23 protein-coding genes are annotated in these 25,699 nt (G+C 45.5%); 9 read left to right on the top strand and 14 right to left on the bottom strand.

Annotated elements, in window-relative coordinates:
• Window positions 1-130: 130 nt before the first annotated feature.
• From AB6E85_RS00635 to AB6E85_RS00620, 4 genes are all read right to left on the bottom strand, one after another.
• The gene (locus tag AB6E85_RS00635; protein WP_019821260.1) at window positions 131-817 is read right to left on the bottom strand and encodes a DNA-3-methyladenine glycosylase I; all 687 of its coding nucleotides are present in this window, start codon (window positions 815-817) and stop codon (window positions 131-133) included.
• Between the two features lie 83 nt (window positions 818-900).
• A complete protein-coding gene (locus AB6E85_RS00630; RefSeq protein ID WP_372141004.1) occupies window positions 901-1,398 on the bottom strand; it encodes a GNAT family N-acetyltransferase in 498 nt (165 codons plus the stop codon).
• Between the two features lie 42 nt (window positions 1,399-1,440).
• Window positions 1,441-2,067: an HD domain-containing protein gene (locus AB6E85_RS00625; RefSeq protein WP_372141002.1), complete on the bottom strand. Its 627-nt coding sequence runs from the start codon at window positions 2,065-2,067 to the stop codon at window positions 1,441-1,443.
• Between the two features lie 164 nt (window positions 2,068-2,231).
• Window positions 2,232-2,891 carry an HAD family phosphatase gene (locus AB6E85_RS00620; RefSeq protein ID WP_122082341.1) on the bottom strand — a complete coding sequence of 220 codons (660 nt, stop codon included), beginning with the start codon at window positions 2,889-2,891 and terminating at the stop codon, window positions 2,232-2,234.
• A gap of 411 nt (window positions 2,892-3,302) precedes the next feature.
• Here AB6E85_RS00620 and AB6E85_RS00615 point away from each other — a divergent pair, with 411 nt between their 5' ends.
• Entirely contained in the window at window positions 3,303-4,631 is a 1,329-nt protein-coding gene (locus AB6E85_RS00615) for an anaerobic C4-dicarboxylate transporter (protein WP_010432780.1), read from the top strand.
• A gap of 96 nt (window positions 4,632-4,727) precedes the next feature.
• On the opposite strand, the gene AB6E85_RS00610 is transcribed toward AB6E85_RS00615, so the two are convergent.
• The 3 genes from AB6E85_RS00610 to AB6E85_RS00600 form a co-directional block, all read right to left on the bottom strand.
• Window positions 4,728-5,051 (bottom strand): DUF4144 domain-containing protein, encoded by a 324-nt coding sequence (locus AB6E85_RS00610; protein ID WP_048613940.1) that lies wholly within the window; start codon window positions 5,049-5,051, stop codon window positions 4,728-4,730.
• An 83-nt stretch (window positions 5,052-5,134) separates the two neighbouring features.
• Window positions 5,135-5,926: a CLCA_X family protein gene (locus AB6E85_RS00605; RefSeq protein ID WP_122082342.1), complete on the bottom strand. Its 792-nt coding sequence runs from the start codon at window positions 5,924-5,926 to the stop codon at window positions 5,135-5,137.
• Window positions 5,927-6,046: 120 nt separating this feature from the next.
• Complete coding sequence (locus AB6E85_RS00600) at window positions 6,047-6,736, bottom strand: flavin reductase family protein (RefSeq protein WP_372141001.1); 690 nt, start codon at window positions 6,734-6,736, stop codon at window positions 6,047-6,049.
• A 233-nt stretch (window positions 6,737-6,969) separates the two neighbouring features.
• On the opposite strand from AB6E85_RS00600, the gene AB6E85_RS00595 reads away from it, so the two are divergent.
• On the top strand, window positions 6,970-8,301 hold the full coding sequence (locus AB6E85_RS00595) for a ferric reductase-like transmembrane domain-containing protein (protein WP_372140999.1): 1,332 nt from the start codon (window positions 6,970-6,972) through the stop codon (window positions 8,299-8,301).
• Between the two features lie 139 nt (window positions 8,302-8,440).
• A complete protein-coding gene (locus tag AB6E85_RS00590; protein WP_017061620.1) occupies window positions 8,441-8,848 on the top strand; it encodes a hypothetical protein in 408 nt (135 codons plus the stop codon).
• 69 nt (window positions 8,849-8,917) lie between these two features.
• Here AB6E85_RS00590 and AB6E85_RS00585 read toward each other — a convergent pair whose 3' ends face one another.
• Window positions 8,918-10,360: an N-acylglucosamine 2-epimerase gene (locus tag AB6E85_RS00585; protein WP_372140998.1), complete on the bottom strand. Its 1,443-nt coding sequence runs from the start codon at window positions 10,358-10,360 to the stop codon at window positions 8,918-8,920.
• Window positions 10,361-10,647: 287 nt separating this feature from the next.
• On the opposite strand from AB6E85_RS00585, the gene AB6E85_RS00580 reads away from it, so the two are divergent.
• From AB6E85_RS00580 to AB6E85_RS00570, 3 genes are all read left to right on the top strand, one after another.
• Window positions 10,648-12,126, top strand: a complete 1,479-nt coding sequence (locus AB6E85_RS00580; RefSeq protein WP_372140997.1) for a DUF1214 domain-containing protein — start codon at window positions 10,648-10,650, stop codon at window positions 12,124-12,126.
• Between the two features lie 118 nt (window positions 12,127-12,244).
• Complete coding sequence (locus AB6E85_RS00575) at window positions 12,245-13,735, top strand: DUF1254 domain-containing protein (protein WP_372140996.1); 1,491 nt, start codon at window positions 12,245-12,247, stop codon at window positions 13,733-13,735.
• Between the two features lie 104 nt (window positions 13,736-13,839).
• Window positions 13,840-14,778 (top strand): LysR family transcriptional regulator, encoded by a 939-nt coding sequence (locus AB6E85_RS00570; RefSeq protein ID WP_052880428.1) that lies wholly within the window; start codon window positions 13,840-13,842, stop codon window positions 14,776-14,778.
• A gap of 82 nt (window positions 14,779-14,860) precedes the next feature.
• On the opposite strand, the gene AB6E85_RS00565 is transcribed toward AB6E85_RS00570, so the two are convergent.
• The gene (locus AB6E85_RS00565; protein ID WP_372140995.1) at window positions 14,861-15,508 is read right to left on the bottom strand and encodes a glutathione S-transferase family protein; all 648 of its coding nucleotides are present in this window, start codon (window positions 15,506-15,508) and stop codon (window positions 14,861-14,863) included.
• A 117-nt stretch (window positions 15,509-15,625) separates the two neighbouring features.
• Between AB6E85_RS00565 and AB6E85_RS00560 the strand changes: the two genes are divergently transcribed.
• The gene (locus AB6E85_RS00560) at window positions 15,626-16,477 is read left to right on the top strand and encodes a LysR family transcriptional regulator (protein ID WP_372140994.1); all 852 of its coding nucleotides are present in this window, start codon (window positions 15,626-15,628) and stop codon (window positions 16,475-16,477) included.
• A gap of 18 nt (window positions 16,478-16,495) precedes the next feature.
• On the opposite strand, the gene AB6E85_RS00555 is transcribed toward AB6E85_RS00560, so the two are convergent.
• The gene (locus AB6E85_RS00555; RefSeq protein ID WP_372140992.1) at window positions 16,496-18,283 is read right to left on the bottom strand and encodes a sigma-54-dependent Fis family transcriptional regulator; all 1,788 of its coding nucleotides are present in this window, start codon (window positions 18,281-18,283) and stop codon (window positions 16,496-16,498) included.
• A 320-nt stretch (window positions 18,284-18,603) separates the two neighbouring features.
• Between AB6E85_RS00555 and AB6E85_RS00550 the strand changes: the two genes are divergently transcribed.
• Window positions 18,604-20,124 (top strand): aldehyde dehydrogenase family protein, encoded by a 1,521-nt coding sequence (locus tag AB6E85_RS00550; RefSeq protein ID WP_050632489.1) that lies wholly within the window; start codon window positions 18,604-18,606, stop codon window positions 20,122-20,124.
• A gap of 124 nt (window positions 20,125-20,248) precedes the next feature.
• Here AB6E85_RS00550 and AB6E85_RS00545 read toward each other — a convergent pair whose 3' ends face one another.
• Complete coding sequence (locus AB6E85_RS00545) at window positions 20,249-20,986, bottom strand: NUDIX domain-containing protein (RefSeq protein WP_050632488.1); 738 nt, start codon at window positions 20,984-20,986, stop codon at window positions 20,249-20,251.
• A gap of 225 nt (window positions 20,987-21,211) precedes the next feature.
• On the bottom strand, window positions 21,212-21,613 hold the full coding sequence (locus tag AB6E85_RS00540) for a hypothetical protein (protein WP_017061631.1): 402 nt from the start codon (window positions 21,611-21,613) through the stop codon (window positions 21,212-21,214).
• Window positions 21,614-21,919: 306 nt separating this feature from the next.
• Between AB6E85_RS00540 and AB6E85_RS00535 the strand changes: the two genes are divergently transcribed.
• On the top strand, window positions 21,920-23,002 hold the full coding sequence (locus tag AB6E85_RS00535) for an aminotransferase class I/II-fold pyridoxal phosphate-dependent enzyme (protein WP_372140991.1): 1,083 nt from the start codon (window positions 21,920-21,922) through the stop codon (window positions 23,000-23,002).
• 77 nt (window positions 23,003-23,079) lie between these two features.
• Here the strand turns inward: AB6E85_RS00535 and fghA are convergent, their stop codons facing one another.
• The gene (gene fghA, locus AB6E85_RS00530; RefSeq protein ID WP_050632486.1) at window positions 23,080-23,919 is read right to left on the bottom strand and encodes an S-formylglutathione hydrolase; all 840 of its coding nucleotides are present in this window, start codon (window positions 23,917-23,919) and stop codon (window positions 23,080-23,082) included.
• Between the two features lie 157 nt (window positions 23,920-24,076).
• On the bottom strand, window positions 24,077-25,225 hold the full coding sequence (locus AB6E85_RS00525; RefSeq protein ID WP_017076927.1) for an S-(hydroxymethyl)glutathione dehydrogenase/class III alcohol dehydrogenase: 1,149 nt from the start codon (window positions 25,223-25,225) through the stop codon (window positions 24,077-24,079).
• Window positions 25,226-25,699 lie beyond the last annotated feature (474 nt).

Genomic DNA, 25,699 nt, shown 5'->3' with positions numbered 1-25,699 from the left:
TATTGTATACATTTATCTATACAATGCCACCGGATGAAAGTGCGATGCACGCTTATTTGTTAATGACTTATAACATTTAGTTTGCAGGGAACTGTGTGCAATCTAGAGCTTTAAGTCATTGGCCCTAAAACTAGACGCGATTATCGCCGCAGCTGTATGCCACGATCTGGCTGATTTCGCTGAGGCTACGACCTGATTGTTGTTGCCATTCGTTGAAAGCCTTACTTGCCGCGACTTGTGCTCGCTTGGTGTTACGACCGCTATCGACCACATCGGTACTGCGCAAATGCGCTTCAACGTCCGATGACAAGATGAAGGTATCTTTACCCATTTGACGTAAGGTGTAAGCGCCAGTGTTACCACCTAATCGCTTGCCGTGTTTCTTTAGGTAGTCCCAAAGTTCGGTGATGCGTTCTGATGGCCAGTCGGCAACCATTTGCGAGAATGAATCGGCTTCACGCTTGGCGTTGTGAATCATGGTGGCATTGGCAGGGATAGTCATCACCTTAGTCAGGTGACGAATAATGCGCGGGTCTTGCGCTTTCTGTTCCCACATCTCGTTCGGCAGCATTAGCATTTTTTCGATGTCGAATTCAAAGAACACCTCTTCAAACTGCGGCCATTTCTTTCTCACCACATTCCATGAAATACCACATTGGAATACCTTTTCAGTAAAGGCGGCTAGCCAACGATCGTCGGTGATTTGTGATAGCTCGGCTTGTGAAAGGGGCGCACGAACAATTTTTTCGAGTTCGGCCGCTCCGCCTTTGCGGTGAGCTGCACGTTGGTAAATAGTATCGAATTTTTCTTGGGTCATGAAGGTTCCAAATTACATCTGTGTATCTTGAGTATGTAGCCAATGCTTAATGATATGGGGTCAAATCTAGTAATTAAAACGAACTAGCAGAGCTTTAATTGCATCTGATACAAGGGCCACGTTTTGCCATTGAACTCTTTGACGCTCGGCTCTTTGTCGACCACCTGAAAGCCGGCTTTGTCGTAGCAACGTTTTGCTCCGATATTTTGCTGAAATACCGCCAAGCTGATGGTGGTGACATCAGGGATTTGTTTCGCGGCGTCTAATGCACTTTCTATCATTGATTGCCCAAGCCCTTTGCCTCGTTGGTTTGGGTGAATCGCAACTCGGCAGAAACGAAGTTCACTGTCTGACATACGTTGAAACTCCATAAAACCGAGCAAGTCATTAGCATTCGAGTTAGTGCTAGATGTGGAGAATGTGTAAAGCTCGACATGGGGCTCTTGAGAACGTTCGATGATAGAGGCGGCTTTTAACGGCCAACCAAATGTTCTCCCTCCCCATAGAACGTAGTCTTCTAAGGATGTAAACCAAGTGATGATCTCTTCAGCGTCGGATGCTTTAAAGCGGTTTATTTCCATATCCTTCTCTCTTCTTTATCGCTTGTCTCTTTTTATAAGCCGTTAAACTTCTGCGCCCAACTGTTCCAGAAAACCGCGCATGTAGTCGGTGCGCTTGTTGGCTTCTAATTTGGCGGATTCTGTATTCATGGTTTCAGCCAGCTTGAACAGTTTCACGTAGAAATGGTCGACACTGTAATTCTTGTCATCCAAGTCACGCTGCTTGGCGAACGGGTCTTCGTGGTTATAGAGTTCAGCGTTAAAGCTTTGACCAACGTATAGGCAGCGAGCAATGCCAATCGCACCGAGAGAGTCTAGGCGATCAGCATCTTGAACAATCTGTGCTTCCAAGGTTTCTGGTGTGATGTTGGCACTGTAACTGTGAGTGACAATCGCATGATGGATCTCGTCAAGATAGGGCGCAGGATAATCGATAGATTTGAGGTAAGAGATCGCCTTGTCTGCCGCCATTTGTGAGCTTTGGGCTCTGTCTGGGTGGTTCTTGGGAAAGGTGAAACAATCATGAAGGTAAGCAGCAGGCAGAACGACCTCAAGCTTAGCTTGTTCTTGAGTACATAAAGCCTTAGCAGTTTTGACTACGCGCTTGATGTGGCTGATGTCGTGCGCCGCATCTTGTGTCATTTCTTGTTGTGCAAAATCAAGTAGTTGGCTTTCAAGTTTTTCAATCACGCGTCTCTTTCTCCATTATCAATATTGCTTCTCGATTTCCATCGTTTCACATCGACTGTAACAGTTTCTAGCGCGATTTTTTATCTTTTATAAAAGGAATACCCACAAAAAAACCGACTCAGTGAGTCGGCTTAATATTGGTCTTAAATTGCTGTGATGGGCTTTTAAGCGGCGGCCTGTTGCAGCTGCGCCAATACATGATGCAGTGACGGGCTGATCGTGTGACCAAGCGCTTTTACTTCTTCGCAAGGTTCAACCAAATCTGGAATTTGGAAGCTGATCATGTTTGCTGCCATTGATGCACGAATACCGTTGTTTGAGTCCTCAAACGCTAGGCAGGTTTCAGGTGCAACACCTAAGCGTTCAGCCGCCAGCAAGTAAATCTCTGGGTGAGGCTTACCGTGAGTCACTTCGCAGCCTGTGCTTAATGAGGTGAAGTACGAATCTAGGCCTGCCAACTCAAGCTTCTTCTTTGCGATATCAAGCTGAGTGGAGGTCGCCACCGCGATTGGAATGTCATTTGATTTTAGCCATTCAAGCAGCTCAATCACGCCATCTTTTACCGGGATTGCTTGGTTTTTAACAATTGCACTGTAGCGGGTGCGCCATTCATTATTCAGCGCTGGGTAATCTAACTCTTCACCGTAACCATTTCGAAAAATCTGTTCAATGGTTTTTGCGTTACAACCAATGATGCCTAGGTAGACATCTTGCAAAAACGGAACACCTTGAGCGTGACATGCTTCTTCAAAAACCTGCATACAAAGTCGCTCGGTGTCGAGCAGCAGTCCATCCATATCAAAAATAGCAGCTTGAAAATTCATATACGTGGTTCTTTCTGTGTTGTCGTCGTGAGGGCGGGTATTTTGACATAGTGTCTAGTGATAGGCGAGTCAACGTTCAGTAAGAATGTATCCAATCGGCTCGTTAATATGCTTCTGAATGACTTTAAATGTGATTGATTATGGTTGGAATAATATCGTTCAGTTATGAGCCTGATATTTTATAGGACATCCAGATCTAACAGAAACAATTATGATTATTCCACATAACAAATCTAGCTTGTGCGTCCGTCTTCTTATTACATTTCATAAACTTACAGGTCAGTTTGCGTGACCATAATCTTATAAAAAACAATTAACGGGAGCCTGCAATCATAGTGTGACCAAGCAATAAGTAAATGGCTGAGCTTAGGGAGAAAATAACATTAGTCCACATTTTTAGCAGGGTTGCTTATGTTGTATTTTGAGTTTCTATTTTTATTAGTCGTCCTTTATATCGGGTCTCGGTATGGCGGTATTGGCTTAGGTGTTGTTTCTGGTATTGGTTTGGTTATCGAGGTGTTTGTCTTCAAGATGCCACCAACGTCTCCACCTGTCACCGTAATGTTGATCATCCTCGCCGTTGTTACTTGTGCCTCGATACTCGAAGCGGCTGGTGGCTTAAAATACATGCTACAAGTGGCGGAAAGGGTGCTAAGAAAGAACCCGAAACGCGTCACCCTGATAGCTCCGTTTGTGACTTACTCGATGACTTTCCTATTGGGTACTGGTCACGCGGTTTACTCCATCATGCCGATCATCGGTGATGTCGCACTGAAGAACGGTATTCGTCCTGAGCGCCCGATGGCAGCTGCGTCTGTCGCGTCTCAACTTGCTATCACAGCATCGCCAATTTCAGCGGCTGTGGTGTATTACCTCGCACAGCTTTCTGATATTCAACACTCTATTACTCTGCTTTCTATTTTGATGGTGACGGTACCTGCAACGCTGTTTGGTACGTTTTTACTTTCTTTGTACAGCTTGAAACGCGGCAAAGAGCTGAACGATGATCCTGAATATCAAGCGCGCCTAAAAGATCCGGAGTGGAAAAAGCGTATCGAAAGCACCACAGCGACGTCTTTGGATGAAGTGCTGCCAACTTCGGCTCGTAATGCGGTATTGATTTTCCTATTGTCGATTGTGGTGATTGTTATCGTGGCGATGGTGCCTGAGATCAGAACCATCGTAGACGGCGACAAGCCAATCAAGATGTCGGTGATCATCCAAATGATGATGCTCTGCTTCGGTGGTATCATCTTGTTAGCGACCAAAACTGACCCGCGAGATGTGCCAAACGGCGTGGTATTCAAGTCGGGTATGGTGGCGGCGATTGCTATCTTCGGTATTGCTTGGATGTCGGATACTTATTTCCAATACGCAATGCCTCAGTTCAAATCTGGCATTGTGGAAATGGTGACCAACTACCCATGGACGTTCGCACTAGCGCTATTCATCGTATCAGTTGTGGTGAACTCTCAAGCCGCGACTGCACGTATGATGTTGCCTGTTGGCCTTGGCTTAGGATTGGATCCAGCGCTGCTTATCGGCTTGATGCCAGCGGTTTACGGGTACTTCTTCATCCCGAACTACCCATCAGATATCGCAACGGTGAACTTCGATGTGTCTGGCACCACCAAGATTGGTAAGTGGTACTTCAACCACTCATTTATGTCGGTTGGCTTAATCGGTGTAGTAGGCGCATGTTGTTTAGGCTACGCACTAGCACAGATTTTTATCGCTTAATTAAGCGAGAACGAGATAATAAACGAAAACAGCGCCTAAATTGGCGCTGTTTTTGTTTGTTCTGATTGGATGCTTTGATGCGAATCTAAACCAATATTAACGTGGCTCAAACGCCAAAGACTGAATCGCTTCTTCGATAGTCAGGAAGTGGATCTTCATCAGGCACACTTCGGCTTTCTGGAACTCGTGATTTCGAATCAGCTTAGTTACGTTTTCAACTGAATACTGCTCAGCTCGTTTAGCTAGAGACAATTGATTTGAGTTTGATTGAAGCGAGTAGCTGTCGCCCTCTGAATCGATGAGGTAATCATCTTCGCCCAAGATCATATCTGAGCATTCCGCTTGAAAATCTTGTTCGGACGCGACGTAAATAAGCTCATCGTCACCGGCGAGTTTTACTAAGGATGGCCAACAGATCATTACTGCCTCTAAATCATGCATATTGAAGTGTGTGTCTGGACTATAAACGCTTTCGAAGCTTTGGTCATGTGCTGTCCTAAGCGCTATTTACTCAAAGATCGCCCTAATGGTGCGAAGTAACCTTGTAGTGCTTGGTATATCTCTTTGCGATGCGCCATATCTGGATACACGGGGTACATATCAGGCTTGGTTGTGCCATCGACCAGATAAGCGTTCTTGATATCGGAACACGATTCAATCACCGACTCAAAAGCACGCGCCATCATCTCTGTAGGTAGTGAGAAGTAACGGGCAGACATCGCCTTGTCGGCAATAACGCTGCGAGCCACGTAATCGTGTTTGTCCAAGTTATTGTCGCTAAGCAAAGTGGCGTCAAACAAAGACATCAAACTCTCGTTTAATGGATGTGGTCTTACTTTTCTATCGTGTAGCCAACAGTCACTGGCGAACAAGATTTGCTTGCGAGGACCGGAGGTGTCACCAATCTCAAACGCCTTTTCGGCGATGTAGTGGTCAAACGCATGCCAGAACTCGTGTGCGAGCGCGCCAGCTCCAGCGTTCTTGGCGAGGGCTAATTCTCTCTGGTTTGGGGCGTAGTGTGCTTGTACACCCTTTCTGCCACCACTGCCGAACGCTAAGCCTAATGTGCCACGTAAGCCAATTGCTTCTGGTGGCAAAGCCAAGATGTAAGCCAAGTCGGCTAGCGAGTCGAATATCAGATTTGCGGCCAACTCTTTTTCTTCTTTCGTGACCCAAGCCCCCACACGAATGCTGCCCATACCGAAGGTCTGTTTGATGTCCATAAAAGACACCTGGTCGCCGTGTCGGTAGTCTGGGCCTTCGCGCGTTTTGTATTTAAAGTGAGTTAACTTCAAAAGGGTCCTTGGAAACAGACGTAAGAATGAATGGGGTGCTCAGCGAGATGCACTTGTGTGAGATGCATCTCTTGGAATTAAAGGACGTTAGCACTTTTGATAGTAAATTGCCGAACAAAATTAGTCTAGATTGAGTTCAAACGCTTCCCATGAGGTTGGGTTACCTTCACGAGTGAGTGGAAAGAGTGGCTCCTGTGGTTTTGCATAGCTTAATCGGTGCAGTCTTTGAGTTACGTGGTAGCTATCAAGCCCTGATACCGTGACCAAATCCAACGCTTCTAAATCAAGGTAGCCATCCGGCATCACGGCGCGTTTGGGTGCGTGAATCGTTATAACTTCACCGATCAACATTTGAGTTTGATTGCTTTCGATTGTGATCTGTTCTTTGAACGCTAACCCTATCTTTAAACTGCTCTCCAAGACGAAGGGAGCGGGGAATTCGTCGTCATGATAGGCCGTTAAACCGACCGCGTTGAATTCTGAGACTGGTTTAGGGTAGCGAGCCGAGGTTTGATGAGCCTTTTTAACAAAGTCAGCACCAATGCTGTTAACGGTGAAGTACTTTGTTTCTAAAATGTTTTCTAGCGTATGACGGCGGCTTTTATCCGGGCGAACAATAAAACCAAGCAACGCAGGATCAGACCCAAGATGAATGACAGAGCTTACTATCGCAAGGTTTTCAAACCCCTGTTTATCACAAGTGCCAATTAGGTTGGCGCTTTTAAATCCAGACAAGGAATTAACTAAACGAATGCGGTGGCGCGGGTCCATTGTTTGGATATCTTGTTTAGAAAGGGTCATATCCTTCATATCTTCTCTTCTTCTCATTTATTGTTATCTTCGAGCATGCTCACTAACGGACTTATATGTACGAAGAATCCGCTTTTATCGATCAAAGAGCGCTTATTGGCCGTGGGCAGTTTGTCTCTTTTATCTCTGCTACAGCACAATGAGCGAGATCCTTTGCATAGATTTACGTGCGTTGACGTCCCTTTACATCACAGGAGCTAAAGTAATGATGTCGTCTTTATGAGTGTTAAAAAATGAAAACAGTCCGCAATATCATTTTGGCAATGATTGCCACAATGTCAGCCTTTTGGTTTGCGATGGAACCGCAATTATTCACTTCAAGCGATGTCTTTGAATGGCGCTCAGCCATGATTCAGTACTCAGGTATTTTGTCTCTGATGTTAATGTCCATCACCATGAGCGTGGCGATGCGTTTGCCTATGGTTGAGAATTGGCTGAAAGGTATAGATAAAGCATATCGAGTCCATAAATGGCTCGGTATCGGTGGTGTTGCACTGGGTGTGACACACTGGTTGTGGTACCAAATTCCTAAGTCATTGGTGGTGTCTGGCGTGTTAGATAAGCCTGTTCGACACGATGGTTCAGGGCCGCAAGCTGTTTTGACAGGGTGGGAGTTATGGGTCAGTGAATTGCGCGGAATTGCTCAGAGTATTGGCGAATGGGGCTTCTACTTATTACTCATTTTACTGGTGGCGTCACTATGGGCGGCAGTGAAGTATAAACCGTTTAAGTTGTCGCACCGTTTGATGTCGGTTGCGTACCTGTTTATCGCTTTTCACTCAGTAATACTGCTTAAACGAGCGTATTGGGGAGAGCCTATTTATTATCTAACTGTGGCATTTGCTTTGGTTGGGTCTATCGCAGCGATTTACAGTTTGTTGGGCTTGGTTGGGCGTCGTAATCGTCACTCAGCGGCCATTACCTCGACTCGTTATTTTCCACAAGCTGAGGTGATGGAGCTAGTCTTAAAACCTGATGCATCTTGGCAAGGTCACAAAGCTGGGCAGTTTGCGTACTTGCGTTTCGGTAATGAAGACCCGCATCCGTTTACGATTGTTTCTGGCAGTGATGATCCAGAACTGAGTTTCTTGATCAAAGAGTTGGGTGATTTTACCAATGGCCTATATGAGCGAGTGAAAGCAGGCGATGCGGTGACGGTTGAAGGACCCTATGGTCGACTTTATTTTGACCTAAGCAAACCACAAATTTGGATTGCTGGTGGTGTTGGGATTGCGTCGTTTTTTGCAACACTTGAAGCGCTCAAAATAGAACGAGATCATCCTCGTATTGAACTGTTTTATTGTACTCGCGGTGTTGATAAGCAATTAATCGATGAGTTGTGGCACCTTGCACACGCGGTTGGTGTGAAGTTGACCGTGATAGACACCTTACATTCACCTCGACTGAACGCCGGAAGAATTGTCAATCAATGTGGCGACCTCAACGAGTACGAGATTTATTTCTGTGGGCCGGAGTTGTTCTCTACATCACTGAAAAAAGAATTAGACACCTATCAATTTGATATTGAACAACACTACCACGAAGAGCTGTTTGTGATGCGTTAAAGCCAACTATTGGTGCTGTGATTGTTAAATGAGTCAATCGGCACAGTGCAAAAAGGCGTAAAGTCACTCAATTTGTTATTGCAGCGGTTTGCTATTGAGCGATACCATATAGGGCTGTTTCTTTGGTAAAGATGTAATTATGTCAGATGAAAAACTCGCACTCGAATGGATGCGCCAACAAGCTCATAAAGTTGACCCATACGTTATTGATCCATCGTTTGATGAATGCGTTGAGTTGCTTGATCCTGCCTTCAAGAAAGGCAAGAGTGTTGCTCAACTCAAGTATCTGTTATCAGAAGCAGATCGCCGAGCGGGCGCGGCAGAGCGTAAGCATGCAGCCTTAAAGTATGCCAAAGAAAAAAGCCCAAATGCTGGTCAGATTCTGCGTCTGCAAAGCAAACTTCAACAAGTCCAGTTGGCGTTGAAATTGGCGACTGGCGACAACAACATGACTATCTCTCAGTTCTGTTCAGAGTATGACGTGACTAAGCGTGACGGCAATACGGCATGGAATGAAAAGTTGGTGGAGCAAGGGAAGAGAAAGTAGCCATTAAAAAGCCTGAAAACTGATTTCAGGCTTGGTTGTCAATCCGCTTAATCAGAACCAATACCAGCGCTAAGGTCGAATGTTATTGAAACTGACCTTCTGGGTTCCGTCGTCTAGGTTCTCTAACTTAACCACATCCCCTTGATAGTAATACGGTTCCATTGGCATCTCGCTATTGGTTGGCCTTGCGTAGTGAAGCACAGCGGGTTTACCTTCCTCTTGTCGAGCATATAAATAGCCAATCAGCGCATGCTCAAACTGGTGATAACCGTTGCCCCAATGGAAAGCCTTGGTGCGTTTTGGATCAAGCCCGACACCGCCGTATTTGTGGTCGACCCATACATCATGAAAGGTCGGTAGGGTGTATTGCAGCACCTCTTTCATTGAACCATCGACTAGCGAAACCGTCATTGATGCCTGATCGAGCTCAGCCCACTCCCATGATGAAGCCCAATTTGTGTTTGGTCTGCTTTGCCATCCAGTTATCTCTTGTCCTTTCCACTCGCTCTGAAGTTCCTCGCCATAATATTGGGATACGTTGGAGAACTCTTTCTGATATTGCGCCTGAGCTAGAGTGTGTTTCATGCCATCGTATCCAAACTGAGACCATTCAGAGTTATTCAATGTTTGGCCTGTCAGATAAGTCATCCAATACGCTTTGATGGTGTGCCCTAAATCGTTGTGATTAGCATTCGGCATCATCGCAGCTTTATCGTGAATCGCGCCGTAAAAGCGTTGTTCATCTTCAGAATGGTATTGGTCAATCATGGTTTGTGTGAGCCAGTTTAAGTCATCAAGCCATTTTGATTTGACGGGCTCTTTGAGCAGAGGTGCGACGAGCAACAGGTAGCCGTTTATCTGATCAAGCTGCGCGACCAGTTCACGTCGTTTTGCACTGCCATCTTCACCATCCGCAAGCACCCAAGCAAGACCGCTGTTGTCGCTAAGTCGATATTTATCAAAGATAAAAGCTTGTTGTGCGATGAGTGCTTTTTCGACCTTTTTGTCTTGGGTCAGGTAGTAATACATCGCGAGTCCAACCAACGCATACGCTTGATCTTGAGAAGTACGCTGCTGCCAATTCTGACCTGCTTCGCCCTCTTTTGTGTAGCCGATAAAGCCGCCGTTTTGCTTATCTTCGAGCTGATCAATGATGTAGTAGGCACCTTGCTTGGCAAGCGCTAAAGCCTGTTTATTGCCAGTAAGGTGGTAGAGCACGCCATAGGCATAAGTTTGACGTGACTTCATCCGCGTAAACTCTTTGCCAAAGTGCGGCATGATCCAGCCTTTGTTCAGTTCAGGGCACACATCGGAAACATCGAGCAAGGTACCGTCATCACAGCGGAAAGTAGGGAAGTTGCCTATCGGTTCTCCTTGAGCGCTAGACATCAACCAGTAAGGTGCAAGCCCTTCAGTAGCATGATTGAGCCACTCTTCTCCAGAAGGAAGAGGGGCGTTGGCAGATACGGCGAAGCTAGTAACACTGAGTAATGCGATCGTTGCTCGTAACATGATGTTTATCTTAACTATTTGAATTTCGTTGAATATAAACAATCACACCTGCACATTGTGATTCGGTGATCACAATCGACCGAATTATTACGGAGTAGAGGAAGGTTTACAGATCATTGAGTGGTACCGGAATAGTCGAACTATAACTAGCATTATCCACAATTCGAATAATTTATAATGATTATAAGTCATTGGATGGGATTTGGTCTCGTTCGTATACTGGGTTCAAACAAAGGATGTTTTTTAAACAATTGAATGTTTCACCTTTACGAAGAGATATGCTCAACATGAAAAAACTTCTATTAGCTTCGCTACTTGCTATCAGCACAATGCCGGTTTATTCCCAATCATTCGATGATACCGATGACATCCTTAATCGCGCATCACAGATTGAAAATCTTGAATACAAAATGATGGTGCAGCGTGCCACTCAAACAGCAATCCATTATATGCCGGCTGTGACTCAAATTGATTTTCTAAAAGCGACACGTCGTGACCTTGATGGCGACTTTAACGATGTGGTTTACGTGAACGAACCTTTTGGTTCCGAAAAGGGGTTTCTCACGGCGAACGATACCACCGCTTACGCTTGGGCAACGATAACGTCGAAGAACGGCCCGGTGGTGATTGAGGTGCCTGCAGCAACAGACAAAGTGAATTACTTTGGCTCAATCGTAAACCAATGGGAGGTTCCGATTGCTGATGTTGGCTACAAAGGTGCTGACGAAGGCAAGGGAGGGAAGTATCTATTCCTGCCACCAGGTTACGACAATAAATTAGGTACGAAGCAGGATCTCGAAAGTAAGGGTTACCTTGTATTTGAAACGGATACGTACCTGTATGGCTTTTCATTCAGACCGTCGTTAACCAATGGGGCGACAGATTTGGATGCGGGGAACTACGCGAAGCAAATCAAAATCTACAACTTAGCCGATGCAGAAAACCCACCTAAGACAGATTACTTGGATGCAACGGGTGTCGCTTATGACAGCCTCCCATATTACAACGAGACGTTTTTTCAAGACATTAATGACGTCATCCAAGAGAACCCGGTCAGAACGCAAGACAAAGCAATGGCGTCGTTACTAAAAGACCTTGGTATTGAAAAAGGGAAAAAATTCGACCCAACAGCTGAGCAGAAAAAAGCGATGAGTGAAGGTGTGCTGATGGCCTATGCGCACATGCAATCAAAGTTCGTTGAACCGGATCAAACGGTGAGTGCGCTATGGAGAGATGAAAACGGCAAACCTCTGTCGCAATGGTCTTTCTGGAATTTTGGCCCTCAAGCCCAACTTGGCTTCCCATTCGTGGATGAAGATGAGGTGTTAGTTGATAAGCGAGCGGCGTCGTACTTCTACGTGACTTACTTGCCGAAGCAATTAGGCGGTTCAACCTTTTATCTAACGGGTTTACGCGATTCACAAGGTGAGATGTTAGATGGCAAAGCGACGTACAAGCTCAATGTACCAGCCGATACGCCTGTCGAGGACTTCTGGTCAGCGATTGTTTACAACATGGAAACCAAGAATTTTGTTAAAGGGGTCGATCGAGTAGGACTATCGTCTCGAAACGCTGACACGATGAAAAAGAATCCAGATGGTTCGTATGATTTGTATTTCGGCCCTGAAGCACCAAAAGGGCAGGAGGAAAACTGGGTTCCTACAGGTGGTGAAGATTACTTCTTATTGTTCCGACTTTACCGCCCAACATCGAAGACTTTCTTTAAAAACTGGATGCTAGAAGACATGGAAAAAATCAGTGGCTAGCAAGCAATAGAGACTCAACCATCTCTGCAAGCAAATAGCTTAATGCGTGCCCCTAAGTGAAGCATACAAATTGGGGCCGGTTAGGCGATGAGAATCATTTTAGACAAGAGAAAATATTATGAAAAAATCGATTATTGCTACGTTGCTGATTACTTTAGGTTGTTCATCTGTGGCGCTCGCTGAGCCTAAATTTAGTGCGCAAGTACCAGAGGGCATCATTACGCCAAACAAGGTCGAATCTGGCTATCTAGGTGAGCTCAATTATACCGATGGTGCACCGACACTAGAAACGCACGCCAAGGTGCAAGACTTTGTTCAAGTATCTAATGCTGTTCGTGTTTTTCTATCCGGTATTCCAGTTGCTTCAATACAAGGGTTATTGTTGGGGCATGAGAGTATCGGCATGAAGCCTAATCAAACCATCGCAATTTCTGAAGACAACTTAGATGCCAATAGCCTTTGGTTAACAGCGAACACGACGACACCCTATGTCACTTCGGAAATTGATGTAAAAAATGGCCCGGTGATTCTAGAAGTTCCTACTCCGGTTATGGGTTTACTCGACAATGCTGCATTTAAGTACGTTGATCGAATTGGTGTCACTCACCCAGACAATGCAGCTAAATCAGGTAAGTATTTTATCCGCCACTCTTCGTGGAAGGGCGAGGTTCCAGAAGGGTACATTGAGGTTGTCAGCGAAGGGTATCAGCATTGGCTATTGCTGCGTTTGGTGAGCTCGCCAGAGAGTATGGAACAGAGTATTACAACATTAAAAAACACAACCAAGCTGTATCCGTATGGCAAAGAAGATAAGACAGAGTTCATCAATATTTCTGGCGTCGATTACAACACCATCCATGCTATGGACGAGACGTTCTACGATGAGGTCAATGCACTCATTCAATATGAACCTACTGCTATTTTTGATGCTGAATGGTTGTCGTTGGCTAAAGATATCGGAATAGAAAAAGGGCAAGAGTTTGTGTCAAACACGCGTATGCAGCAAATACTGTCGGAAGCCGCAAAAATAGCGACTGCTGAAGTACGCTCAAGCTATTTCCACCCTAAAGAAGAGATGTTTCGCTACGATGATAGACAGTGGTTCACGCCGTTAGTCTCAGGCCATGAATTTAAAGATGAAAATGGCGTAATTGACTCCGATATGCGAGCAACATTCCACTTCATGGCAACCGGGATTACACCAGATATGGTGACGAAAACCGTAGGAAAAGGATCGGATTATCTGTTGGCGACACTTGATGCCAACAAGGAAGTGTTGGATGGCAGTCAGCACTACACGGTGACTTTGCCACCGAATGCACCAGTAGAGCAGTTTTGGTCATTTATGATCTACGATAACCAGACTCGCTCTATGTTAGAAACCGACCAAAAATCTGCTGGCCTTGATGGTTTGAGTGAAGATATTAAGAAGAACAGCGATGGTTCTATCACTGTCCATTTTTCGCCCAATGCTCCTAAAGGAATGGAACATAACTGGGTTCAAACGACGGAAGGCAAAGGGTTTAATATCATCTTCCGCATGTATTCGCCGACAGAGAGGTGGTTTGATAATTCATGGAAACCAAGTGATTTTGTTAAGGTGAAATAGAAGGTATCGCAAGTTTGAATGCACCCTATAAATGGGTGCATCTTTTCATGTTAAGGTTATTCAGCGCTTAGCACTGTTATTGCTCAAAGATAGCTAGAGGATTTATGCGAAAAGACATGTCATATCAGTTGAATCGAGTCGACCTAAATTTGCTGGTGGCCTTTGATACATTGCTTAAAGAACGCAACGTAACCAATGCTGCAAAGGCGTTATTTGTGTCACAGTCGGCCATGAGTCGCAGCTTAAAACGGCTGAGAGAAACCTTTGATGATCCTCTCTTTATCAGAACATCTACGGGCCTAACACCAACATCAAAAGCACTAGAGTTAGGCCAAGAACTGCAACACATTCTGCCGCAGCTAAACGCGTTATTTCAGCGTAATCAATTTGATCCTCGAGAGTGCAACGATACGTTTTCGATCTCTTTACCGACCTTTCTGGGGAGCACCATTCTTCCTAATCTAGCCTTGGGATTATTTGAAGAAGCCCCGGATGTGAACTTGATAGAGATGGCTGCGAAAAGTAACCCTTATGACTTGCTCGACAAGGGTAAGTTAGACTTTGCGATTCATTATGCAAGCTCGTTAGATCAAAAATACCAAGCCACCAAGATAGGGACCATCTACCCCAAATTGTTTGTTAGAAAGGATCACCCTCTGGTTGGAAGGAAATCAACGTTAGATGCGATCATGCAATACCCAGTGCTTGCTATGAACGTTGAAGAAGACCACAAGCAAGCATTCAATACCCCTTTGCAACAGATCTTATTAGAACTAGAAAGTGATAAACGCCCAAAGCTTCGAAGTACTCAAACTCATGTATTAATGGAAATCGCTTCTCGTTCTGATGCGGTGATTTTTGGTATGAACGCTTTAAATGCTTTGCCAGATTTCGATCATCGGTTTGTCGATATTTATGATTTTGTAGACAGCAAGCAATATCACGTAGACCTTTATTTATTGCAGCACCAACGTACATTTACATCCGCTTCGCATCAGTGGATAGCGTCTCGGTTTAATGAGTTGTTGAAGACCATACTCTGAAAAAACGCACTCTAGTGAAACGTCTCTAATCGCTTAATATTTAATGAGTCTCGATGCTATATCGAGACTCATCGCTATCGACTTATACTGGCTCACCCGCCTCGTCTTCTTCAACCACATCGGTTTCTAAGCTTGCCTCTGCCAACCATTTTTGTATTGATGGGCTGTTAAGTACACGTTGTTGATACTGCGATGCTTTCTTTGAAAGCTGGATGCCATAGGTTTCTACGCGCAATGCCACAGGTGCAAACATCGCATCGGCAATCGACCATTCACCAAACAACCATCCTTCAGGGTATTGTTCCATTTGTGCTGACCATATTGCATCAATACGTGCGATGTCTTTCAGTGCGTCTTCACTGAGTGTGAGCTTTCTTTTGGCGCGGCAGTTCATCGGCATTTCATTTCTGACGGCAAAGAACCCAGAGTGCATCTCGGCGGAAATGGCTCTTGCACGAGCGCGCTCTTTGGTGGATTTTGGCCATGCTGCACCGTCTAAGTGGGCGTCGTTAACGTATTCGAGAATCGCCAGGGAATCCCACACTGCAACGTCACCATCTACTAAGGTTGGAACCTTGGCCGTTGGTGTCACTTTTGCCAGAGTGTCGTAAAAATCAGAAGTGAAGAGTTTGAGCTTGATGACCTCTGCATTCAGATTGTAGTTGTCGAATATTAGCCATGCGCGCAGTGACCAAGTTGAGTAGTTCTGGTTTCCAATATAGAGCTGCATCGTTGCTTCCTTTCGTTTGGTGAGTAAGCTTTGAGCCTAGGGACATGCATTTGAGCTTAGGGGATTGTATTGCGGCGCACTAACGGATAATTTTGATGCAATACATTAATAAAAACGATGGGTGGTGATTTCAATATGGATATTGATGCTTTGCGAGGCTTTCTCGCGTTCGTAGAAACCAGTAGTTTCACTCGTGCTGCGAAACAGATAAATCGCACCCAATCGGCATTCAGTGCGCAGATGCGTAAGTTGGAAGAAGAGCTCAACGTGACTCTTTTCCAAAAAGAAGGACGTAACTTAATACTCACAGAAGCCGGCTTAGCGCTGCGTTCTCATGCCGAACAGTTAGTCGCCCTTCACAATACCGCGCTTAAGCAAGTAAAGCGTTACGAAGACAAACAACCTCTGCGACTCGGCTGCCCTGAAGACTACAACGACACTATTCTGCCGAAAGTGATTCGCCTGTTACAGCAAGCCGAGCCTACGTGCTCAATCCAAATATTTAGCCTGCCCAGCATTACGCTGAGAGAGTGGCTGGATGATGGCAGGCTTGATGCTGCAATTGTCACCCGAGCGCCCGATAGTGAAGAAGGATACTGGCTCACTCACGATACCGGAGTATGGATAAGCAGCCCTGATTATGTGTTCGATGAGTCTAAATCAGTCCCATTAGCTTTGTTTCAGACCGATTGTAAGTATCACGCAGCGGCAGTGAATGGCTTAACTAAGCAGGGCACGCCTTATCAGTTATTGGCGTGTAGCAATACGGCTTCTGCACAACGTGCCATCGTTAAAGCCGGATTAGCCATTGGCGCGATGGGTAAGCTCAGCGTCACTTCAGATTTGAAAATTCTTGACGATATGCCGCCGTTGCCTTCGGTCGATATTGTGTTGATCTTAGCGAGCAAACATCATCCAGTATTGGACAAAGAAGTGCTCAATCAACTTGTGGAGTTAGAGTCTGAGTAGCTTAGGTTCATCTTCCTGCTAAAGAATCCCCAAACTTTTCAGCTTTCGATAAATGGTATTGCGGCTGATACCGAGTATTCGTGAAGTCTTGCTGATGTTGCCTTGGTTCGCTTGATACGTTTGCAACAAGGTTTCTTCAACGGTACTTCTTAAATCGTTATTAGCTGTACCTTTGGTGGTATTAGGAGGCGTCAGTTGATGCTGATTACCTTGCGCTAACGATGTGAGATGTTGAGCAAGGTGGCTGGGCACATGCTCGAGTGTGAGTTGTGCTTCATCGCTCGCAAGTAGGGCGGCGACCTTGAGTAAGTTATCTAATTCGCGAATATTGCCCGGCCAAGCGTAAGCGCACAGCAAGCTCATTAAGTGCGGGCAGATTGTCTGTTTGTCTTCGGCGTATTTACGATGAATGTGCTCGATTAAGGTGTGCTTGTCTTGTCGGTGTTGTAGGCTTGGCAAGGTGAAGGCTAAGCCGTTTAGGCGATAATACAAGTCTTGTCTGAACTCGCCAGTTGCGACTAACTGCTCTAGGTTTTTATGTGTGGCAGCGATGATCTGACAATCGACTTGGTAGCTTTGATTCGAACCCACGGGCACTACGGATTTGTCTTGCAGAACATGCAGCAATCGACACTGAGCCTCTAACGGCATGTCGGCTATTTCATCCAAAAATAGAATGCCCTTGTCTGCTTGGCGGATCTTACCTTGGAATCCTTTGTGGCTTGCGCCAGTAAAAGCGCCCGGCGCGTAGCCAAACAGTTCGGATTCGATAAGGTCTTTCGGCAGTGCACCGCAGTTTACCGCCACCAACGGCGACGATTTACGTTGGCTTTGCTTGTGCAGCGCCTTAACAAACTCGCCCTTACCAACTCCTGTTTCTCCTAAGATCAACAAGCTGATCCCTTTATCGATAACCTTATTGGCTTGCTGCCAAGCGTGTTCTATCTGTTGTTCCCCATGGTGCAAATCGCACGACGCTGAAATGGATCGTGTGCGCTTGTTCGTTGTTTGTTTGAGGCGTTGTTTCTCAAATACAAAAGGCGTGTCTAATGAGGTTCGATTGAACAGGGTATCTATGCATTCGCCAACGATTGAGGTTTGATCCAGCAGCTGAGAGGCAACCTGATTGTGCGCGACTACCTCGCCAGCTTCGTTCGCTATCACTATCCCTTGCCAACCACTGTGTAATAACGACTTCTCACATGCGAGGTCGATGCGAGTAGTGCCTTGCGGGATATGACTTAATAGCTGGTTCTCAACAAGCTGAACCATATTTTGGACCAGTAGCTGCACCGAACTGTCGTGTTGCTGTTGCTCACTGGTGATGTCCAATACGCCAACCATTTGGCCTTGGTGATCGAACACCGGGCTTGCTGAACAGCTGATAAATCGATGCTGGTGGATGAAGTGTTGTTCGCCAATGATGGATACTGGCTTGGCTTCAACAATGGCGGTGCCAATCGCGTTGGTGCCTTTCAGTTGTTCCTGCCAACACGCTCCAGAGCTGAGTGCAATGGATGTCAGCTTCTCCTTAAACCGCTCCTGTCCCCAACTCGCCAGAATCACCCCTTCAATATCGGTCAGAATCAAACGACTGTCGGTACGAGCAAACATCTGATTAAACAAAGGCAGCGCATTGCGTTCGACGATGTGGATCAAGTCAGCCGATTGATAACGTCGCTGCTTAAGAATCGATTGAGGCAGGCGAATGTCTTCGGGAAGCCGTCTCTGTTTTAGACCCGCTTCTGTGCTGCGGTGCCAAGAGGACGAAAGCCAATCTGAGGTGTTTGCTTGTTGAAGGTGCATGACTGTTCCATGTCGTAACAGTGAGGGTGTACCAATTTGGAACAGTTGAACACTGGAGTGGTTTCCATACGTCCGTTCAATGCCAACTCACTTTGGGTTGTAAACGTTTGGTAATCATAGTTTTACAATTTATTAACAACAAGTTTTGAAGTTCTGGCGTGTGATTTGCGTTGTTACTGTTGTGAAGAAAACACGAAGTATCAGTGTTTTAAACAGAAAGTATAAACATGGGCGTCTCGCCATGAGTTCTTTTCTCAAGGGTAGCCGCCACAAAAATAAGACAGCTCTAGCTCAATATCAAATCGAAGAAGGATCTAACTATGATTTACGCACAGCCGGGTAGTGACAACGCAGTGGTGAACTTTAAAGCGCAATACGATAACTTTATCGGTGGCGAGTGGGTGAAGCCTGTCAGCGGCGAGTATTTTGATAACACTTCCCCAGTGAATGGTCAGGTGTATTGCCAAGTGGCACGTTCAACAGAGGCAGACATTAGCTTGGCACTCGATGCCGCGTATGCTGCTCGTGCAAGTTGGGCTTCGACCAGCGTGACTGAACGTTCGAACATCTTACTTAAAATTGCCGATCGCATTGAAGCGAATTTAGAAGAAATCGCGGTCGCGGAGACGTGGGAAAACGGCAAGCCTGTGCGTGAAACTTTAGCAGCAGACATTCCGTTAGTCGTTGACCACTTTCGTTACTTTGCGGGTTGTATCCGAGCGCAAGAAGGCAGTGCAGCAGAGCTCGATTCAAACACCGCAAGCTACCACTTCCCAGAACCAATTGGTGTAGTCGGCCAGATCATTCCTTGGAACTTCCCGATTTTAATGGCGGCTTGGAAATTGGCACCTGCACTGGCTGCGGGCTGTTGTGTGGTGATGAAGCCAGCCGAGCAAACACCGACTTCGATCTTAGTGATGATGGAGAAGATCGCTGATCTTCTGCCAGCAGGCGTAGTCAACATCGTGAATGGTTTTGGTAGCGAAGCGGGTCAAGCGTTAGCAACCAGCGATCGCTTAGCGAAGTTGGCGTTTACTGGTTCAACAGAGGTCGGCCACCACATCCTGAAATGTGCCGCAGAAAGCTTGATTCCATCAACGGTTGAGCTTGGCGGTAAGTCTCCAAACATCTACTTCCCAGATATCTTTAACCATGAAGACGAATACCTTGATAAGTGTGTCGAAGGCATGTTGCTTGCGTTCTTCAACCAAGGTGAAGTGTGTACCTGTCCATCACGTGTGCTGATTCATGAATCGGTATACGATAAGTTCATCGCCAAGGTGGTCGAGCGTGCTCAAACTATTAAACAAGGTAACCCGCTAGATACTGATACTCAGGTTGGAGCACAAGCCTCTAAAGAGCAGTTCGATAAGATACTGAGCTACCTAGAAATCGGTCGCCAAGAAGGCGCTAAAGTGCTAACTGGTGGTGAAGTCGCGCAGCAATCTGATGATCTCGGTAATGGTTACTACATTCAGCCAACCATGCTGGAAGGGCACAACAAAATGCGTGTATTCCAAGAAGAGATCTTCGGCCCTGTAATCGCGGTGACGACGTTTAAAGACGAAGTAGAAGCGCTAGAGATAGCTAATGACACTGAATATGGCTTGGGTGCAGGTGTGTGGACGCGTGATGCAAACCTCGCGTATCGCATGGGTCGTAACATTGAAGCGGGGCGTATTTGGGTGAACTGTTACCACGCTTATCCAGCACATGCGGCGTTTGGTGGTTACAAAAAATCGGGCATTGGCCGTGAGACACATAAGATGATGCTCGATCATTACCAAAACACCAAGAACCTATTAATCAGCTACGATACTAATCCGTTAGGCTTTTTCTAAAATAGATAGGTTCTAGAACAGTCTATTAGGAAGTCACTAACAGCTAGTTGGCTTAAATAAAAACATAAACGAAAAGCAAAACGCCAAGTTCTTATGAGCTTGGCGTTTTTATGTTTGAATCGCTTTAGTTTTTCGAAAAGAAGATCTCTGGCTTGTGGACAGGGCCATAGTTGCCTTCTAGCTGAGTGAGTTCCAAACCTTGCTTTCCTATCAGAGAGCCGACCAATTGGCGGTTAAACGGGTAGCTGTCGGGGTTGTTAATATACTCTTCAACATCAACCCATTTAGCCTCTGCAATTTCATCGGTGTCTTGAATCGCAATCTCTTGGGTTTGAGCGATAAGGTGGCAAATAAAGTAGAGGTTCGATTTGCCAAACTGATACGGGTGTCTCGTCGCCATGCCAACCACAGAAACGAACGTTGCCTCGATACCGGTTTCTTCCAATGTTTCCCGAACCACCGATTCTTCAATGCCTTCACCCAACTCAATATGACCGCCCGGTAATTTGTAACCCGTCATGCCGTGCTCTTTGATCATCAGAACTTGATTGTGTTCGTTAGTGATTAACGCACCAGCACCCAAGGTGTGGGTCGGAATAAAAGGCACAAACTCAACGATTTCGGATTTGTGGATCAGCGTAATCTCGTCTTCTAGACAGTTGTGGAACACAAAGCCAAGTTCGGTCGCTACCGGAATGAGGTGCGAGAGCGAAATAGGTAGGCTAATCCAAATAATGCCTTTGTTATTCTGCTTTGAAAATTCGGTGATCTCGCTGAGTTCGGCATTGAATGAGTCAACATCGTGAGGGGCTGTTGCTGGGTCGATGATGATGCCGTTAAATTTGTCGAGCGTAAATTCCACGGGTTATCCTTTATTATTTTTGATTTATTGGGCGTCGAGCATAGTCTGAGCTTATCGTATCTAAAGAGCTTATAACACCTTGAAAGTAAGGGCAGTAGTGAATCAAAAGTAGGCAATGCAGTTCATGTCGACTGGGCCGGGATAAGTGGAGGGTGTTGTTAGAAACAAAAACTGCGCTTGGAAGCCAAAGCGCAGTTTTAAAATGAGGTTTATTGCAGTTCGATTTTAACGAATATAGTTCGCGTTAATACTCACGTACCAGTGTTGAAGCTTGCCATCAGATTTCTTGATCCACAAATCGTTGGTGTAGCTATCAATCTTGCCGTTAACCGTAAGGTTGAATGTGTTCTCGTCGAATTCGCCAAGCTTCACGAACTGGTCCGTGGTAATCAGGAATGGATCCATGTCGTCTACGCCAACTACATCTGAAATCACATAGTAGTGGTAAGTCAGCGGCTTGCTCGCATCATTCGGGTTGCTGCGATACGCAACAAGCTTGAATGGTTCCGTTAATGGAACATCGAGCGTTTGCTTGTCCATGGTCGCTGGAATCGGGATAAACAGCCAAGCGGTAAACAGACCGCTCAATAAAACCATCAGGAAGAAAAGAGTCTTAATTGCTTTCATAGCAACCTTCAAAATATGGGGGATGTTAATGGGGCTATGGTAACTAGGGAGAGTAAAGATGCAAGCTCTGTTATTACCCTATTTTATCTCAGCTTAATCTAGCGCAAAGAAAGCGGTTCGGTTAACTCGAAATGGAAACACGAGTGCTTAACTCATGATTATGGCTTAAGAGAATTCGTTATTTGAACCAATCTTTGTTTTTAACCAGTCTCTCGAAACAAGACGAAGAACTGTCGCGAAATGACCTATATAGATAAAACTTAGTACGATAAGAATAGCGCATGAATATTTTTTGAGCGTTTTCTTATGCATTTAAATCCACGGTTAAGTGGCGAATACCATTCTTATGTCGATCACTCATTTCGTATCGATTGCTCACTCGGCTCTAATCCATTTGGCGCCCCAGAGATCCCTGAGCATGTGGTCAAAGCTATTATCTATGGGATTGATAAGTACTATTGCCACAGGGAGCTTTCGGAGCTGACTTATCTGACTCGCCAGTTTATTGGGATTGAAGATTGTCGTATTACATACACCACGGGCTCTCTAGGGGCGCTAGAACTTATCTTCAATAAACTTATCGATCACAACAATCGCACCATGATAGGCATTGGCCCTCAGTTTGTTGAAGCAGTATCAGAGTTCACTTTGGTGGGCGGGAAGTACCAGTCCATCAACATGTTTGATTATCAAAACGAGTCGGATCTGTTCGGTGTGTTGGCCTCAAAAATAAGCAGCCAAAATCCTGCCTTGGTGTATATCGATAATCCGAACAACCCAACGGGTCGAATCTACGATCGAGCTTATCTGGTTGAGATAGCGAGAGTATGTGAGCGTTCTGGCACTATTTTGATTGTCGACGAGGCATATGGTGAATACCTGACCCCTGAGCAGTCTATGCTCGATCAAACCTTGGTCTTGGACAACTTAATTGTTTTACGAACTTTTTCTAAGGGCTTAGGACTTGCAGGGATTCGACTCGGTTACTTAGCCAGCAGTGAAAACCTGACTTCTGCAATCGAAGCTGCGGTGAGTGTGTTTACGCCGACTTACCCTTCAATAAAAATCGCATCGGCGACCCTACCCAATGCGAAACACTTCTTAGAAATGAACCGCAGCAAAACTGAATACTTTAAGCAGCAAATGATCGGCTTGTTGTCTGAGCACAATATTGAGGTGCTTGGCACGTCAATATCAACGCCCATTATGTTGTTGAAAAAGACAGGAACTAACCTTTCAAAGCTATTTGAGAATATCAGCATTAAAACATGTTCAGGTGTCGATTTTGCAATTACGTGCGACGCGATGACTGAAGAGTATGTCCGATTACGAATTGTTGGCAATGATATAGATTTAGAAGCGTTAAAGCAGCGTATTCAGCAGCTATAAAAGCAACAGTAATAAAATCAGTAGGCATAAAAAAGCCCGCACCTTGCGTTTACAAGGTGCGGGCTAAATTCATCTGGCTACTTGTTCAAGTAAGCAGCGTGGAACTCAATGTGTTCATCAATAAAGCTAGAGATGAAGTAGTAGCTGTGGTCGTAACCTGGCTGCATACGTAGATCTAAATCGGCATTGGTTACCTTAGCGGCTTCGACCAATTGCTCAGGCTTAAGCTGTTCAATCAGGAAGTTATCGGCTTCGCCTTGGTCAACCAACATTGGCAGCTTAGTGCCTTTGGTTTTTAGAAGCTCAGACGCGTCGTAATGTTTCCACTCTTCAATATCTAAGCCCAAGTATTGGTTGAATGCTTTTTGTCCCCAAGGGCATTGCATTGGGTTGGTGATTGGGCTGAATGCCGAGATAGAACGGTAGCTATCTTCGTTTTTGATACCAATCGTTAGGGCACCGTGTCCGCCCATGCTGTGACCAGAAATCGATTTCACAGACGTTACTGGGAAGAAAGATTCAATCAAAGCTGGGAGCTCTGTTACCACGTAATCGTACATGTGGTAATGGCTGTCCCATGGTGCTTGAGTGGCATTCACATAGAAGCCTGCACCTTGGCCGAGATCGTAGCTTTCATTGTCGGCAACACCTTCGCCACGTGGGCTAGTATCGGGTGCAACAATCGCAATGCCTTGCTCAGCCGCGGCTTTGAAAGCGCCGGCTTTTTGCATGAAGTTTTCATCGGTACAGGTTAAGCCTGATAACCAATACAAAACAGGAACTGGGTTTTCTTTGCTTGCGTTAGGTGGCAAGAAAATCGCAAAACGCATGTTGCAGTCAAGCGTTGCAGAAAAGTGGGTGTATTGTTTGTGCCAACCACCAGCAACCTTTGCTTGGCTAATGTTTTCGATTGTCATCTATTGTGCTCCGTTAGGTTGATGGTTTTGGAGAATAACATGTCTATATCATCTAAAGTTTCACCACCCACCGGGCAGGAGGTGGTGAAGACAGTTTCGCTCTGATGTTTAAGTCAGAACTGCGGTCTCGATACCGAGGTATCGAGACCAAGGGGTATTATTTATCCATATGTAGAACAGTACGGATAGATTCACCTTTGTGCATTAGGTCGAATGCTTCGTTTACGTCCTGCAGACCCATAGTGTGAGTAATGAACTCTTGAAGACCAAACTCACCCGCCATGTAACGGTTAACGATTTCTGGAAGCTCAGAGCGGCCTTTAACACCACCGAAAGCAGAACCGCGCCATACACGACCAGTCACTAGTTGGAATGGACGAGTAGCGATCTCTTGACCTGCACCCGCAACACCAATGATGACTGATTCGCCCCAACCTTTGTGGCAGCACTCAAGTGCTTGACGCATCACGTTTACGTTACCGATACACTCGAAAGAGTACTCAACACCACCGTCTGTCATCTCAACGATAACGTCTTGGATTGGCTTGTCGAATTTAGTTGGGTTGATGCAGTCAGTCGCGCCAAGCTGTTTTGCTAGCTCGAATTTGCTCTCGTTGATATCAACACCGATGATGCGGTTAGCACCAGCCATGCGAGCACCAATGATTGCAGAAAGACCGATACCGCCTAGGCCGAATACAGCAACGTTGTCGCCTTTTTCAACTTTAGCTGTGTTTAATACAGCGCCCATACCCGTTGTTACACCACAACCTAGAAGACAAACTTCTTCAAGTGGCGCTTCTTTGCTTACTTTCGCTAGAGAGATTTCTGGAAGTACTGTGTACTCAGAGAAAGTCGAGCAACCCATGTAATGGAAAATTGTTTCGCCATTGATAGAGAAGCGGCTTGTACCGTCTGGCATTAGGCCTTTACCTTGCGTTTCGCGAACCGCTTGGCATAGGTTAGTTTTACCCGATTTACAGAACTTACATTCGCCACATTCAGCAGTGTAAAGTGGGATAACGTGGTCGCCAATCTCAACACTTGTAACGCCTTCGCCGATCATCTCAACGATACCGCCACCTTCGTGACCAAGAATTGAAGGGAAGATACCTTCTGGATCGTCACCTGATAATGTGAATGCGTCAGTGTGACAAACACCAGTAGCAACGATGCGAACTAGAACCTCACCAGCTTTAGGAAGTTGTACATCAACTTCTTCCATTTTTAGTGGTTCGCCAGCTGCCCATGCAACCATTGCTTTTGATTTGATATGCGTTTGACCAGGTTTAATTTCGATTGTCATTGGATGTTTCCTATATATGTCAGTACAGCGGATAACTGTGCAATTAAATTCAACCCGTTAAGCGTAGTCGAGCTTAATTGTTTCCGCTCTCTCGTTTTGTTGGAGCTAGTATAGGTGTGAGTACGTGTTTTGATAATCCCCTTAAATAGAAAATGATTATTACACATTTGTAATAATGGATATGGTTCAATGAATTTTCTTATTGGCAACTATCTTAGTCAGAGCGACTCAGGTTTTGAGGACATGTGACTTATCTAAACGGTCTGAATACATTGCCTTTACTGATGTTTAGGTGGAGGTTTTATGGCGATTTATATATTAACCTTCGATTCGTATTGTTGAACTATCAGCTTTTGAGATGAATGGTAACTTGTTGAATTTTAACGATTGAAGCAATGTCGCATAAGCGTTCGTTGTGCGACGTTTTGTAAGATATAAGAAACAATAGTGTCATTTTTCTCATCTAGTCTCCTC

Source organism: Vibrio sp. 10N.247.311.51 (assembly GCF_041467855.1).
GTDB lineage: Bacteria > Pseudomonadota > Gammaproteobacteria > Enterobacterales > Vibrionaceae > Vibrio > Vibrio coralliirubri.
Note: the sequence above shows the minus strand (reverse complement) of the source record. Positions and strands in the feature narration are given on the sequence as shown.

Coding starts and splice junctions, on each gene's coding strand:
- AB6E85_RS00560 (WP_372140994.1), top strand. CDS start 15,626: ATGGGTGGTGATTTCAATATGGATATTGATGCTTTGCGAGGCTTTCTC.
- AB6E85_RS00565 (WP_372140995.1), bottom strand. CDS start 15,508: ATGCAGCTCTATATTGGAAACCAGAACTACTCAACTTGGTCACTGCGC.
- AB6E85_RS00615 (WP_010432780.1), top strand. CDS start 3,303: ATGTTGTATTTTGAGTTTCTATTTTTATTAGTCGTCCTTTATATCGGG.
- AB6E85_RS00595 (WP_372140999.1), top strand. CDS start 6,970: ATGAAAACAGTCCGCAATATCATTTTGGCAATGATTGCCACAATGTCA.
- AB6E85_RS00550 (WP_050632489.1), top strand. CDS start 18,604: ATGATTTACGCACAGCCGGGTAGTGACAACGCAGTGGTGAACTTTAAA.
- AB6E85_RS00525 (WP_017076927.1), bottom strand. CDS start 25,225: ATGACAATCGAAATTAAACCTGGTCAAACGCATATCAAATCAAAAGCA.
- fghA (WP_050632486.1), bottom strand. CDS start 23,919: ATGACAATCGAAAACATTAGCCAAGCAAAGGTTGCTGGTGGTTGGCAC.
- AB6E85_RS00590 (WP_017061620.1), top strand. CDS start 8,441: ATGTCAGATGAAAAACTCGCACTCGAATGGATGCGCCAACAAGCTCAT.
- AB6E85_RS00540 (WP_017061631.1), bottom strand. CDS start 21,613: ATGAAAGCAATTAAGACTCTTTTCTTCCTGATGGTTTTATTGAGCGGT.
- AB6E85_RS00630 (WP_372141004.1), bottom strand. CDS start 1,398: ATGGAAATAAACCGCTTTAAAGCATCCGACGCTGAAGAGATCATCACT.
- AB6E85_RS00635 (WP_019821260.1), bottom strand. CDS start 817: ATGACCCAAGAAAAATTCGATACTATTTACCAACGTGCAGCTCACCGC.
- AB6E85_RS00575 (WP_372140996.1), top strand. CDS start 12,245: ATGAAAAAATCGATTATTGCTACGTTGCTGATTACTTTAGGTTGTTCA.
- AB6E85_RS00610 (WP_048613940.1), bottom strand. CDS start 5,051: ATGATCTGTTGGCCATCCTTAGTAAAACTCGCCGGTGACGATGAGCTT.
- AB6E85_RS00580 (WP_372140997.1), top strand. CDS start 10,648: ATGAAAAAACTTCTATTAGCTTCGCTACTTGCTATCAGCACAATGCCG.
- AB6E85_RS00535 (WP_372140991.1), top strand. CDS start 21,920: ATGCATTTAAATCCACGGTTAAGTGGCGAATACCATTCTTATGTCGAT.
- AB6E85_RS00600 (WP_372141001.1), bottom strand. CDS start 6,736: ATGAAGGATATGACCCTTTCTAAACAAGATATCCAAACAATGGACCCG.
- AB6E85_RS00555 (WP_372140992.1), bottom strand. CDS start 18,283: ATGCACCTTCAACAAGCAAACACCTCAGATTGGCTTTCGTCCTCTTGG.
- AB6E85_RS00620 (WP_122082341.1), bottom strand. CDS start 2,891: ATGAATTTTCAAGCTGCTATTTTTGATATGGATGGACTGCTGCTCGAC.
- AB6E85_RS00570 (WP_052880428.1), top strand. CDS start 13,840: ATGCGAAAAGACATGTCATATCAGTTGAATCGAGTCGACCTAAATTTG.
- AB6E85_RS00585 (WP_372140998.1), bottom strand. CDS start 10,360: ATGTTACGAGCAACGATCGCATTACTCAGTGTTACTAGCTTCGCCGTA.